This is a genomic window from Marinobacter sp. X15-166B, from assembly GCF_001752365.1.
Lineage (GTDB): Bacteria > Pseudomonadota > Gammaproteobacteria > Pseudomonadales > Oleiphilaceae > Marinobacter.
This window is the reverse complement of record NZ_MEIY01000001.1, coordinates 2108030-2121556: the sequence shown is the minus strand read 5'-3', so window position 1 is coordinate 2121556 and position 13527 is coordinate 2108030. Positions and strand designations below refer to the sequence as shown.

General features: G+C 58.4%; 13 protein-coding genes. 2 read left to right on the top strand and 11 right to left on the bottom strand.

Annotated elements, in window-relative coordinates:
- Positions 1-5: 5 nt before the first annotated feature.
- The 5 genes from BG841_RS09950 to mpl form a co-directional block, all read right to left on the bottom strand.
- Entirely contained in the window at positions 6-1571 is a 1566-nt protein-coding gene (locus BG841_RS09950; protein WP_070057513.1) for a M6 family metalloprotease domain-containing protein, read from the bottom strand.
- A 468-nt stretch (positions 1572-2039) separates the two neighbouring features.
- Positions 2040-2258, bottom strand: coding sequence for a hypothetical protein (locus BG841_RS09940; protein WP_070057511.1), 219 nt, complete (start codon positions 2256-2258; stop codon positions 2040-2042).
- A 359-nt stretch (positions 2259-2617) separates the two neighbouring features.
- Complete coding sequence (locus BG841_RS09935) at positions 2618-3991, bottom strand: sigma 54-interacting transcriptional regulator (protein ID WP_198929177.1); 1374 nt, start codon at positions 3989-3991, stop codon at positions 2618-2620.
- Positions 3992-4362: 371 nt separating this feature from the next.
- Positions 4363-5013 carry a flavin prenyltransferase UbiX gene (locus tag BG841_RS09930; protein ID WP_070057510.1) on the bottom strand — a complete coding sequence of 217 codons (651 nt, stop codon included), beginning with the start codon at positions 5011-5013 and terminating at the stop codon, positions 4363-4365.
- Between the two features lie 25 nt (positions 5014-5038).
- Positions 5039-6415 (bottom strand): UDP-N-acetylmuramate:L-alanyl-gamma-D-glutamyl-meso-diaminopimelate ligase, encoded by a 1377-nt coding sequence (gene mpl, locus BG841_RS09925; protein ID WP_070057509.1) that lies wholly within the window; start codon positions 6413-6415, stop codon positions 5039-5041.
- Positions 6416-6578: 163 nt separating this feature from the next.
- Here mpl and BG841_RS09920 point away from each other — a divergent pair, with 163 nt between their 5' ends.
- Positions 6579-7841 carry a 6-phosphofructokinase gene (locus tag BG841_RS09920; protein WP_070057508.1) on the top strand — a complete coding sequence of 421 codons (1263 nt, stop codon included), beginning with the start codon at positions 6579-6581 and terminating at the stop codon, positions 7839-7841.
- Between the two features lie 79 nt (positions 7842-7920).
- Here the strand turns inward: BG841_RS09920 and BG841_RS09915 are convergent, their stop codons facing one another.
- Entirely contained in the window at positions 7921-8175 is a 255-nt protein-coding gene (locus BG841_RS09915; RefSeq protein WP_070057507.1) for a GrxA family glutaredoxin, read from the bottom strand.
- Between the two features lie 247 nt (positions 8176-8422).
- On the opposite strand from BG841_RS09915, the gene BG841_RS09910 reads away from it, so the two are divergent.
- Positions 8423-8869 (top strand): YqaA family protein, encoded by a 447-nt coding sequence (locus BG841_RS09910; RefSeq protein ID WP_070058777.1) that lies wholly within the window; start codon positions 8423-8425, stop codon positions 8867-8869.
- Here the strand turns inward: BG841_RS09910 and BG841_RS09905 are convergent.
- The 5 genes from BG841_RS09905 to BG841_RS09885 form a co-directional block, all read right to left on the bottom strand.
- Positions 8843-10270, bottom strand: coding sequence for an ABC1 kinase family protein (locus BG841_RS09905; RefSeq protein WP_070057506.1), 1428 nt, complete (start codon positions 10268-10270; stop codon positions 8843-8845). The genes BG841_RS09910 and BG841_RS09905 overlap by 27 nt on opposite strands.
- Before the next feature lie 98 nt (positions 10271-10368).
- Positions 10369-11010, bottom strand: a complete 642-nt coding sequence (gene lipB, locus BG841_RS09900; RefSeq protein WP_070057505.1) for a lipoyl(octanoyl) transferase LipB — start codon at positions 11008-11010, stop codon at positions 10369-10371.
- A gap of 4 nt (positions 11011-11014) precedes the next feature.
- Entirely contained in the window at positions 11015-11284 is a 270-nt protein-coding gene (locus BG841_RS09895; RefSeq protein ID WP_070057504.1) for a YbeD family protein, read from the bottom strand.
- A gap of 31 nt (positions 11285-11315) precedes the next feature.
- Entirely contained in the window at positions 11316-12482 is a 1167-nt protein-coding gene (locus tag BG841_RS09890; RefSeq protein ID WP_070057503.1) for a D-alanyl-D-alanine carboxypeptidase family protein, read from the bottom strand.
- An 80-nt stretch (positions 12483-12562) separates the two neighbouring features.
- The gene (locus tag BG841_RS09885) at positions 12563-13453 is read right to left on the bottom strand and encodes a septal ring lytic transglycosylase RlpA family protein (RefSeq protein ID WP_228141637.1); all 891 of its coding nucleotides are present in this window, start codon (positions 13451-13453) and stop codon (positions 12563-12565) included.
- Positions 13454-13527 lie beyond the last annotated feature (74 nt).

Sequence of the window (13527 nt, the reverse complement as noted above, 5' to 3'; positions counted from 1 at the left end):
GGCTGCTAGAGCAGATACAAGCGGTACACCTTGTCGTCGTCGACATACACATTGACGTGACGGTTATTTGCCTGTGCAACGCACAGTGCCTGAAACATATTAGTGACACCGTCGGCACTGCCGGTGTCGATCTTGCGCCAACCCACATCCTGAATGTGGGCCCAGGCGTTCTGTCCATGATAAGTGGTGTAAGTCTGCAGCACCGCTTTATTGGTGTGCCACTCTGTCGCAGTTACTCCACCGACATTGATGTCGGCGGTGATCAAATCACCGGTGCGCTGGATGCTGGTCACCGCAACTTTTGAGTCTGAGCCGTCGTAGGCGTTGCTGTCAGGTATGGTGCCCTTCGCGAAGGCATGATTCGTTGCCGTCGGGAACGGATCTCCGGCGTCACCGGAGTTGGCGTTACTGTTGAGGTGAGCTTGCCCATCCGCTTGTTCGATGTCCACCAGGTAGTGCGTCTCGTCGGTGTTGTTAACCTGATTGTCGTCAATGTGTTCGATGATACAACCTGCCCCGGGCAATTGACTGTCGAATCTGGTCTGCTGCCGATTGGAGACGAGGAAATACTCTTTGCTGTCGTTAGCGCCGATGGGCAACTTGTACACATCCGGGTGAGTCGCATAGGGTTGGATAGTAACGTTTTGCTGACTGTTAAAGATGGTCGTCGGATTGATCCAGCCAGCTTTGAGTTTGCACCAGGCAGTGGGGTGCGCGGGAGTATTGCCTCCGTCATTCCAGCTGCCCCCCGCCATCAGATCCCAACGTCCGGTGCCGCGGGAGCTGTAATCCGTGTCGTAAAGATCCGGCCACTTCATTAACAGATGCCCCAGTTCGTGAGCCATTACGCCGACCCGACCATCCTCCGGTGCCATAAAGTAGGTTTGTACCTGCACCCCGTCTACGGCTTTGGGCGCAATGCCCCATTTGTGGGACCAGATGTCACCGGTGTTGCCGGTTACTTCCCCTCCCGAGCCTGCAGCGATGATGACCAGGGCATCGACGACGCCATCGCCGTCGTTATCGTATTGGGCAAAGTTGACATGTGGAGCAGCCAGGTCCACTGCATCTTCAACAAGTTTCTGGGCGTTACGCGGGTATGCGCCGAAGCCGTAGTCGTTGTTGGTATAGTACGCTTTGGTTTGCGGAACTCGGTACCACCCGTTGGTGGGCCCACCCGTGCCGCTGACTTCACCGTCGACATCAAGCTGGCTGTATGACGCCTCGCGGTAAAAATCCCGCATACTGCCGGTGGCGTAGCTGCCAACCGAAAAGAGCATGTTGTGATAATGCCCCTGGGTTTCATTAGCCGCCTTGTCCGAAAAATCCACGAGCAATACCAGAGCCCGGCGTGTCCCGATTACTGGCGCAAACTCAACGGTGGGCGAAACCAATGTGTGGGCCCGGGTCCCGGGAGCGCGAGTGAGAATGCGCGTGGCACTGCGTAAGTCGAGCACGTCCACCGTTGGCTCATCGGGAAGCGAGTGCCCGGCGAGTAGCATGTTCTTGGAGCGAATAATCTTCTCTTCCAATTCGGGAGAAGGGGGAACAATACAGCGATGGTTACACATAGCAGGCTCCTGTCTGTAGTCTGTCCGCTCACCCAATCACCTTGTCTTGTCGGTAAATCGACATGAGCGTCACTTCACTGCCTTGCCGCCTTTGGCGCGAGGTTTCTTAGTGGCGGCGGTGTCTTCGGCATAGGGCATCTGCGGCGCATCCGCTGCTTCAGGCCCCGGTGGCTCACCACTGATATTGTCCGGCGATGCACCGAACGTAGCGTCCTGAAAAAACTCCCCCGGGCCGGGGCAGCCTGCATGGCGGGTTTACCGGCGCCTCCCCTGGCGGCCTCGGCGGGACCCGGCGGCACCCCGGGGTCGATTGCATCTTGTCCTTCCACACGCCCGGCCCGGGCCATGCCCTCTTCGGGCGGCGGACCAAGAGCACGAAGGTCTTCCGCCACTGTTGCGGTTTTCACAACATCGCCGGCGAGATTAATATTAATGGTGATATCGGGATACATGGCGGGTTCTCCTGCCTCAATTCATATAGGCGCGCTCAATCAGATTGTTAACGACATAAACGTTCACCGTGCGGTTATTCGCCTGGGCCGTACTCAATAAACAAAAGGTATTGGTAACGCCGTCGGCCGCACTGGTGCGTATCTTGCGCCAGCCCACACCTTGAACGTGGGCCCAGGCATTTTGCGAGTGGTACGTGGTATAAACTTGCAGAACCAACTTTCCGTTACTCCACATGTCCGTTGCTCCTTATGGCGTGGTAAGCAGATGCTGCGGCCCGGCGTTACAGCTCTGTAGCGCTGACCGGGAGTGGCATCCGTGTGCTCACCGTGATGACCCGCTTGTCACTTACCGACAGGCAAAATGTACGCCAACCAACAACCCGCTGATTCAAAGAGGGTTCATTTTATTGGTGTGAAAATCCGGGTTAAAACCATCCCGGTTCTGTGCCCCAAACCGGGATTCCCCTGCTGTTGATCAACGCAATCGTATGCCAGTGCGAGGGGTTCAGGGGGTGGGTGGTGTAATCGATGAGCGGGGTGATTTTGACCCAGCACTCAGGATCGGGCGATGCTCGGGCGGGGTTGGACCAAAAATCATATCGTTTTCAAGCCATGTTTCTTAATCAATTTACCCAACGCTCGCCGCTCCTTACCGGCCATCTTCGCCGCTTTGGAAATGTTCCCACCGGTTCTTGAAAGGATGTGGGTTAAGTAGTTTTTTTCGAACGCATCGACGACCGTGCTTTTCGCGTCGTTAAAGCTGGCATTCCAGTTTACCCCTGTAATATCAACACAATAATTACCCGCATCCAGTTGCACAGGCGCACGGGGATGGAGTGTGGGACCCTCAGACTCCAGGAAGGCCAGCAACAGCACATTTTCAAGCTCGCGCACATTGCCTGGCCACGGGTAGAGACGCATCCAGGAATAGCTGACGGCAGACAAACTTCGCTCGACACCGCCATATTCAGCCCTGAATCGCCGTATCAAATGCGCTGTCAGTGAAGGCAGGTCCTCGATCCGCTCTCGCAGGGCGGGCAGCTTGATTTGCGCCACGTTCAGGCGGAAAAACAGATCGGCCCGGAACTGTCCGGCCGCGACCTGCTGGTTTAAATCTGCATTGCTTGCCGCGATAATCCGCACGTTGGCATTTTTGGTGCCTTGCGCTCCCAACGGGCGGTACTCATGGTCCTGCAAAAAACGTAACAGCACGACCTGGGATTTTAATGACAGTGCATCAATCTCATCCAGAAACAGGGTGCCGCCCTGCGCCTGCCCCACCAGGCCCAACTGGCTTTTCCTGGCGTCGGTATAGGCGCCTTGCTCATGTCCGAATACTTCATTCTCGAAAATTTCTTGCGGCAGCGCACCGCAGTTCACTGGAATGAAGGGGTGTTCAGCTCGAGCCCCCATATAATGGATCGCGCGGGCAGCTAATTCTTTCCCTGTTCCGGTCTCACCCAGCAGTAACACAGGGGCAGCGTGTCCGGCAGCCTGTTGTATAAGTAACAGGCTGTGCAGAAATACCTGAGAGGTACCAATCAGATTCATACTGATAAATTCTGCGCTGCGATCTTCACTCAGGCATGCAACGGAATCCGGCGCTGCGTAGTACCCCAGCATCCTGCTGAAACGATAACCCAGCTCCTCTGCGGTGCACGGCCAGGTAATAACGTCCTGACAGCGATCAATTATCCAGCGCTGTCTGAATGCATGGTTGTCTCCCAGGATACACAGCTTTGGCGTGTTTTCGAGCCGGTCGAGGCATTCGCAAAGCTTCTGGTTCCTGACCCCGTCGCCGGTGATGAAAACGGCCAGTGCGCCCGGCGGGACCGTCGATCCGGATTGCAACCAGTCATCCGCCGCAACAATTATTGTCTTATATTCAAGCGAACCGAGAATCGCCTTTACTCCATCGAAGCTTTCCGGATCGGCGAGCGGGAGGATCGTAATCAGGTCGTTTATCACATCTCTGCTCCCTTAGAGGCTTATAATAAACGGCTTCTTTTTTATTATAGGGCAAAAAAATAAAACAAAGCGTCAATACAAACAAATACAATCAGGTACAAGTCAATCATTCAATATGAACCCACCCTTATCACCATCAATTAACCACAGCAAAGCTACATGTATTTATTAAACACATATAATGCCTTGCTCATATATCTCGCCGCATATCGGATATTGAAAAGGGATATTGTCAACGGCTGACCTCGCCAGCGTTCGTGGTGAAACCGCCTACCATGGATTGATTGACGAGGTGCTGTAAAGCTGCCCCGACGGCGACAAGCGATACAGGTTCCGATGCTGCTGGCACGAACTATCTGCAGGCGCCGGTGTCAGCCCTGCTCAATTTTGCTGCGTACCCGTGCCTCGCCCCAGCGGGGCATCAGCTTCTGATCCAGCCCCAGATGGTCCAAAAGGCGCGCCACGATGAAATCGATCAGGTCCGTTATCGACTCCGGCTGGTGGTAGAAACCCGGGCTGGCCGGGATGATGGTGGCGCCCATCCGGGTTAGCCTGAGCATATTTTCCAGATGCACTTCCGAATACGGCGCCTCCCTGGGCACCAGAATCAGTGGGCGACGCTCCTTCAGCGCCACGTCACCGGCGCGCTCGATCAGGTTATCGCTGGCCCCTGTGGCCAGTGCCGACAGAGTGCCGGTGCTGCAGGGGCAGATGATCAGGGGGGCTTGCTCCCCGGAGCCCGACGCAGGAGGCGCAAACCAGTCGTCCCGCCCGAACACCAGTAACTGACCCGGTTGCGCCTGACAATAGGCCGATAACACCTGCTGCATTGCCTGGGTAGATCCGGGCAGTTTCAGATCGGTTTCCGTGGCAATCACCACCTGCGCGGCACGGCTGATCATCACGTGCACCCGACAGCCGGCCGCCACCAGACACTGCATCAGACGCAACCCGTAAGGCGCGCCGGACGCGCCGGTGATTGCAAGATTGATGGTGCGGGAAAAGCGTTTGTCCGTTGGCATGATGCATGGGTTCCGTGTGCAGGGATCAGTGATTGCGGGCGTTGAGCGCCGCCACCAGTTTTTGATGAATACCGCCAAACCCGCCATTACTCATGATCACTACATGGCAGGGTCGGTCGCTCTTGGCCAGCACCCGATCGACCAGCTGATCGATACTGGTTCCCACCTGATGTCGGTCGGACGGGTCCGCTGCTACTGCCGCATCGAGCCAGTCCATGCCGGTCAGGTTGGCCCAGATTACCGCATCGGCGGCTGCCGCGCTGGCCAGCAACTGATGCTGGTGCACACCCTGCTGCATGGTGTTGGAGCGCGGCTCGATCAGCGCCACTATGGTGTCGCCGCCCACGCTGTGGCGCAATCCTTCCAGAGTGGTGTTTATGGCGGTGGGGTGGTGGGCAAAATCATCGTAGACCCGCACGCCCCCGGTGTCCGCCAACAATTCCATGCGCCGTTTGACCCCGGAAAACCGGCACAGAGCCGCAATCGCGTGATCCGGAGTGACCCCCACATGGCGCGCTGCGGCAATCGCCGCCAGGGCATTACGGACATTGTGGATGCCGGTTTGCGTCCAGCGCACGACCGCTATGGGCTGCTCGCGGCGCACCACCATGAATGCGCTGCCGTCGTCCGCCAGCAGTTCCGCACGCCAGTCCGTGGTGCCGGTTTCCCCACCGACCGCGGTGGTCTGCACCCCACTCCAGCACCCCATGGCCAGGGTGCGATCAAGATGCTCATCGACCGCTGGCCGGACAATCAGGCCGTTGGACGGTACGGTGCGCACCAGATGGTGAAACTGTTGCTCAATCGCTTCGACGTTATCGAATATATCGGCGTGATCGAACTCCAGATTGTTGAGGATCACGGTGCCCGGCCGGTAATGGACAAACTTGGAGCGCTTGTCGAAAAAGGCGCTGTCGTACTCATCGGCCTCGATGACAAAAAAATCGCTGCTGCCAAGGCGCGCCGACACCGGGAAATCCTGGGGCACGCCGCCCACCAGATACCCCGGATCAAAGCCGGCCTGCTCCAGGATCCACAGCAACATGGCAGTGGTGGTGGTTTTGCCGTGGGTGCCGGCAACGGCCAGGACCCAGCGTTTGGACAGGACCTCCCGGGCCAGCCACTCAGGTCCGGAGAGATAATCAAGACGCTGGTTAAGCACCGCTTCCACTTCCGGGTTGCCGCGGGAAATGGCGTTGCCAATGAGCACCAGATCCGGGCGCCGCGCCAGATTGTCGGCGCTGTAACCGTGCATCAGGTTGATGCCCTGGGCTTCCAGCTGGGTACTCATGGGTGGGTAGACGCCCTGATCCGACCCGGTCACCTCATACCCCAGCTGTCGGGCGATCACCGCCAGACTGCCCATAAATGTCCCACAAATGCCCACAATGTGAATATGCATAACCGTGCCAGTTCCGATGAATGAATCGTGCCAAGCCTCCCGTATACGCCGGGACCCGTCAAGGGGCATTTTCCCTGTCTTTTGCTCGCCACTCATGAAAAAAAGCTGGTTTTGACGTATCATGCGCGGAACCCACTCACACAGTAGGAGACCGCAACCCAAGATGGCCATCAAAAACGCGTTGTACGCACAATCTGGCGGTGTTACCGCCGTTATCAATGCCAGTGCAGCCGGTGTCATTCAGACTGCACGCAAGCACTCCGACAAAATCGGAACCGTGTACGCGGCACGTAACGGCATCATCGGTGCGTTACGCGAAGAACTGTACGACACCAGCCTCGAATCCGATGAAACCATCGCAGAGTTGCTGCACACGCCTGCGGGCGCTTTCGGCTCCTGCCGCTACAAGCTCAAGAACCTGGACGAAAACAAACGCGAATACGAGCGCCTGATCGAGGTGTTTCGCGCCCACAACATCGGCTATTTCTTCTACAACGGCGGGGGGGACTCCCAGGATACCGCCTACAAAATCTCTCAGCTGGGCGACCGGATGGGCTACCCGATCACCTGCATCGGGGTTCCCAAAACCGTGGATAACGACTTGCCGTTCAGTGACTGCAGCCCGGGCTTTGGATCCGTGGCCAAGTACATCGCCACTTCAACCCAGGAAGCGAGTCTGGACATTCAGTCCATGTGCGAGTCGTCCACCAAGGTATTCATTCTGGAAGTGATGGGCCGCCACGCTGGCTGGATCGCTGCCTCCGGCGGACTGGCGGGCCAGGGCGAAGGGGAACCGCCCCACATCATTCTGTTCCCGGAGATTCCGTTCAACCGTGACAGTTTCCTGGAACGGGTTGATCAGTGCGTGAAAGACTATGGCTATTGCGTGGTTGTGGCGTCTGAAGGTGCGCAGTACGAAGACGGCCGTTTCGTTGCCGATGCCGGTGCCAAAGACGCCTTTGGTCACACCCAGCTGGGCGGCGTGGCGCCGGCCCTGGCCAACATGGTGCGTCAGGCACTGGGTCACAAGTACCACTGGGCGGTGGCGGATTATCTGCAGCGCGCCGCGCGTCACATTGCTTCGGGCACCGATGTCGAGCAAGCCTACACCGTTGGCAAGGCCGCGGTTGAAATGGCGCTGGCGGGTAAACAGGCGGTCATGCCGATCATCGTGCGCGAGCAGGACAAGCCCTACCGCTGGAGTATTGGCGAAGCGCCTCTGAGCGAAGTGGCCAACCAGGAAAAGAAAATGCCGATCCACTACATCACGGACGATGGCTACGGCATTACTCAGGATTGCCGCGATTACCTGCTGCCACTGATCGCCGGGGAAGATTTTCCTCCGTTCGACAATGGCCTGCCACGGGTTGCCAAGCTCAATAAAGTACTGGTACCGAAGAAACTGAAGACTGAGTTCGAGATCTGATCACCCAGTCTCATCCGGCATTAAAAAGGCGCTCATTTGAGCGCCTTTTTTGTCGATGACAACCTTGCGGCGGCATCCATCAGTTAGCAGCAGCGTTTTCCATCTCGGTGACGAAACTGGAAAACTGGTCAAACCCGCCGATGTGCTTCTGCCCGATGAAAATCTGAGGGACGGTTTCAACCGGCTTGCCGACGGTCTTTTCCAGATCTGCCTGACTGATCCCTTCTTCGATAATATCGACGTAACGGAACTTGAATCCCTTGATTTCGCACAGCTCGCGCGCTCTGGTGCAAAACCCACAACCGGCACGACCAAAAATGGTAACGCGTTCCATAAATTCCTCCCAAATTGTTACCGTTAATAGACGTCTGTTAGCTGACCATGGTGCCAGATCGGCAGGCGTGTGAACACTGAAGACTGTGCATCACCCCCATAGCCAGAATTGATAGCCAGCAGCGCGCATCGTGCGCTTCGCTGGCTTAATGCGTGCAAGCACGGCATCATCCTGTCGACACCCCACTCCCCCTAACCGGCAGGCGGGACTGGTTTTCCATAGTTTCTGCCCCCAAATGAGCTTAACCGTGTCTTATGCAAGTCTCTTTGTCAGTGCCTTTCTGGCGGCAACCATTCTGCCCGCCTATTCCGAAGTCTTGCTGGGCACACTGGTCACCCAAAACTATGCGCTCGGCTGGCTGTGGTTCTGGGCCACTTTGGGCAACACCCTGGGTTCGGTGGTCAATGGTGTAATTGGCCGGCAGGTGGACCGTTTTAAAGAAAAGCGCTGGTTCCCGGTCAGCGAGCGTCAGCTCGAACGGGCGCGGGCGCGCTTTATCCGTCACGGCCAATGGTCGTTACTGTTTGCCTGGCTGCCCATCATCGGCGACCCCCTGACCCTGATTGCGGGCATCATGCGGGTGCCCTGGCTGAATTTTGTGGTGCTCGTGGCGGTGGGCAAAAGCATTCGCTATGCGCTGGTCATCGGCGTGGTGCTGGGGGCCACCTCAGGCCCGTTTACCTTCCCCGGCTGACGGATCGGCCGGAAAAAGATGCTGACGCAGCAGCGCCTCGCCATTGAACTCGGCCCCCAGCACGGCAATAAAGGTGTACACCCCGATCAACTTGCGGTTGAGAAACACAAACTCCTTGGGCGGTATCTTGAAATAACGGCTGATGGCCTCCCGGGCCGCCTCCCGGGCCACCCGCGAGGGCAGATCGCTCTGCTTCCATCGGTACAGGCCCTGCGCGTTGACCGCCTCGGGCGGCCAGTCGCGATCGTCAGCCGCCAGGGGCTCCAACACCGAGGTGCACACGCGGGCAAAGGTGTACAGCACCTCTTCGGGCCAGTCCCGGCTCATAAAGCGCAGCTGCACCCCCCCCTCAATAACACCGTCCAGATCCCGCTCATAGGCGGCCCGGATCATCGCAATCACCGGTTTAAGAAAAGACTCGGGATACCGCTGCACCGCTCCGAAATCCAGCAGCACGATCTGGTCGTGACCGGTATCTGAGCCGTCGTCGCCGGCAATGCGGATACGGTAATTGCCAAAGTTGGGGTCGGTCTGGATTTCGCCCCAGACAAACAGTTCCCTAAAAAACAACCCCAGCGCAGCCTTGCCCAGGGCGTTGCGGCGGGCCTGCGGCAAAGCTTTCACCGCCGACGCACCCAGCGAATGCCCCGCCTCGAAGGTGGAGGCAATGACATGGGCAGTGGAATATTCCGGCAGCACCCGCGGCACCACAAAACGCGGATCGTCCTGCAACAGCAGGCGAAATCGCTCGGTGGTTTTGGCTTCCAGCCGGTAATCTACCTCCCGGTGCATCATTTCCCGGACTTCTTCCAGCCAGTCGTTGAACTCCGGGCCCAAAGACACCAGGCGCGCCACTTTCAACAACTGGGCGACGGCATTAAGGTCGCTGTCGACCGCTTCGTCCACACCGGGATACTGAACCTTCAACACCAGTTCCAGGCCGTCGCTTTTGCGTCGCGCCCGGTGCACCTGGCCCAGTGAGGCTGCACCGATTGGCTCGGGATCGACTTCCAGTTCCGCCAGGGGGCCGGCACCCAGTTCTGCCGCCAGTACCTTGCGAATGGCTTGCCACTCCAGCGAGGTGGTCTGGTCTTCCAGCGTATGCAAGGCTGCAGTGACTTCTTCTGGCAGGAAGTGCTCGCCATACAACGCCATGACCTGGCCGATTTTGACCACGCTGCCCTTCAGTTTGCCCAATTCCTCAACCAGGAATTCCGCCTGGCTGGACAGCATCGCCCGATGGCGCGTGTCCCGGGTATCTTTGCCCCCCAGCCAGTTGGTGGCCATATGGGTGGCCATCCGGGTGCCCGCAAACAGTCCGGCACGGGTAAGGGTCAAGCGCCGTTCGAAACTTCCGGTTTTAATACGAGCCACCGAATGTTTTCGGCGTTTGGATGCCATAAGCCCTGCCCAACTCCAGAAACAAAGAGAATTGTGGTTAACAATAGCCTATGCGGGGGTGGCGTTAAAGGCAGGCGGTGACGCAGGCGGCGATTCCGTCAACCCCAGCCCGACACCCGGCGCACCTGTGCATAGCCAAGTGTCCGGGTTAAGGCTGCGGCCAATAACGCGGTCACCTGCTCGAGCGTCACTCCGCCGATAAAGTCGGCGATCTGGCACATTTGCAGGCCGGCGTAGCCACAGGGGTTGATGCGACTGAAGGGGGCCATGTCCATGTCCACGTTCAGTGCCAGTCCGTGAAAGGAACACCCGCGCCGGACCCGCAGCCCCAGCGACGCGATTTTTGCGTCGCCCACATAAACGCCCGGTGCGTCACGACGGGCGGCGGCCGTAATCCCCAGCTCCGCCAGACAGCTGATGATGCTGAGTTCAATCTGCTCCACCAGGGAACGGACGCCCAGTTTCGAGCGGCTGAGGTCCAGCAGGACGTAGACCACCAGCTGCCCCGGACCGTGATAGGTAACCTGGCCACCGCGATCCACCTCGACCACCGGTATGTCGCCGGGCGCGAGGATATGCTCGGCCTTGCCCGCCTGCCCCTGGGTATACACCCGGGGGTGCTGCAGACACCAGAGTTCGTCCACCGTGGTGGCATCCCGCTGCGCGGTGAACGACTGCATCGCCTCCCAGACTTCGCGGTAGGGTTGCATCCCCAGTGTGCGCACGATCAGGTCAGTCATCGGCTTACAGCACCATATGAATCCGGCCGCTGGCCTTGAGTTCTTCAAACAACGCCTTCAGCTGGGGCTCCCCCGTCGCCACGATGGTGAGCCGCACTGAGGTAAACCGGCCGTTACGACTGTCGTGTACCGATACGTCGGCGTCGGTCAGTTCCGGGGCATGACGACCGACGACTTTCACCACAAATTCTTTAAAATCCGGGGCCGCGTTGCCAATCACCTTGATGGTGTAGGAACAGGGAAATTCAATTTTCGGGGCTTTGGGTTCAGCCATAATCAACCACCTTTTTCAATACGGCCGGAAATCAAGAAAGCAGATTGACAAAGAACAACTTGACCGAATCCCAGAGACGCTTGAAGAAGCCGCCCTCGGGGATGCTTTCCAGTGCAAGAACGGGCTGACTGAGCACCGTTTCACCATTCAGCACCACGCGTACGCGACCCAGTTCGTCACCCGCTGCCACCGGTGCTTTGATGACGGTGTCAACGTCCACGATGGTCTCCAGCGCGCCTTTTGAACCCCGTGGAATGGTGACGTGCACGGCCTCGTTTACGCCCAGAGCAAGCTGATCCGCCTCACCGCCCCAGACTCTGCTGTCGAGCAACTGCTGGCCCGCAGAAAACAGCCGCTCGGATTCATAGTAGCGGAACCCGTAGTTCAGCATTTTCTGGATCTCCTGCGCCCGCGCCGACGGGCTGGAGGTACCCATCACCACGCCAATGAAGCGGGTGTTGTCCCGCTTGGCCGACGCCGCCAGGCAGTAACCGGCCTCCTCGGTGTGTCCGGTTTTGAGGCCGTCCACACTCGGATCACGCCACAACAGGGTGTTGCGGTTGGGCTGCCGGATATTGTTGTAGGTAAAGTGCTTCTCGGCGTATATGGGGTAATTTTCAGGGTAGTCGTTGATGATTGCCTGCGCCAGAAGGGCCAGATCGTAAGCAGTTGAGTAGTGCTCCGGTGCTGGCAATCCGGTGGCATTCAAAAAATGGGTATTCTTCATTCCCAGCAACTGCGCTTGCTGGTTCATGATGTCGGTGAAGGCTTCCTCGCTGCCGGCAATGAATTCGGCCAGGGCCACCGAGGCGTCATTGCCCGACTGGATAATCACCCCCCGGAGCAGGTCGGCCACCGACACCTGGGTGCCCTCGCGCACGAAGGTACGGGAGCCTTTGGTCTGCCAGGCCTTCACACTGATCGGCACCATATCGGTCATGGCAATGCGGCCTTCGTGCAGCTCCCGCTCGACGATATAGGCGGTCATCATCTTGGTCAGACTGGCCGGCGGCAGGCGCTCATGGCTGTTGTTTTCCATCAGCACGCTGCCGCTCAGCGGGTCGATGAGAATGTACGAGCTGGCGCCGATCTGGGGCGGCGCCGGAATCAACGGTGCGGACGCAGCGCTGCTCACCGCAGGCACCACGGCCACAAGGAGGACAACAAACAGGGAACGGATTACAGAAGTGATAGCCATGGATCCACTTTTTTCAGTTTGAGTTTACAGTGCGAAACCCGGGGGCGGTCTGCCTCCGCAGGAAACGACCCTTCGGGATTTCAGTGCGTGTCAGTCAGCAGGATGGATCCCGCCACCCCGCCCTTTTCCAGCTGCTGTTGCGCCCGCGCCGCTTCCACGGTGTTCGCAAACGGCCCCACCTGCACCCGGTGGAACCGCCCCGCATCGGTATCAACAGTTTTCACCCGTACCTTGGACGACACCAGCGTCCGGGTTTGCGCGGACAGGGTGTGCGCGGCGGCGGCGGCGGTGAACGAGCCCACCTGAACAAACACCGAATGATTGGTGCCCCCAGCCGCGGGGGCATCACCAGCCGGTCCAACCGGACCAACCGGCTCACCCGCCACCGTCATGCGGCCATCCGGCGTTACCGTAATGGCCGCAACTTCGACGGTTGCGGTACCTTTATTGTGATAGCCCAGTTTTTTCGCGGCCGCGTAGGACAGATCGATGAGCCGGTCCCCGTGGAAGGGGCCCCGGTCATTGACCCGGACAACCACGGACCGGCCATTTTCCAGATTGGTTACCCGGGCGTAACTGGGTATGGGCAGGTTTTTGTGGGCGGCGGTCATGGTATACATGTCAAAGATTTCGCCATTCGACGTTTTATGGCCATGAAATTTCTCGCCATACCAGCTGGCGGTGCCCCGTTGCAGGTAGCCGTCTGCACTCGCCATCACCGTGTACTGCTTGCCCCACACCGTATAGGGTGATTTGTTGCCTGCGGTGCGGTAGGGCTCATACCGTGGCACCGCATCCTCCAGCCGGGACACATCGACCGAGCCCGACGGAGCGCGATCCTGACTGATGGTGTAGCGGGAGGAGTGATCGGGCCCTGCCGGGGGCCGCTCCGGCCCCGTGGCGCACCCGGCCAGCACCAGCAGCAGGGTCAGCAGCAGCGTGGGCCGGTATGGGAATGTGATTGTGTTCACGGGGTCAGTTACCTGTACAAAATTCAACAAAGCGTCATCGTCTGGAAATTTTTCGATTGGCCGGTGGCACCACT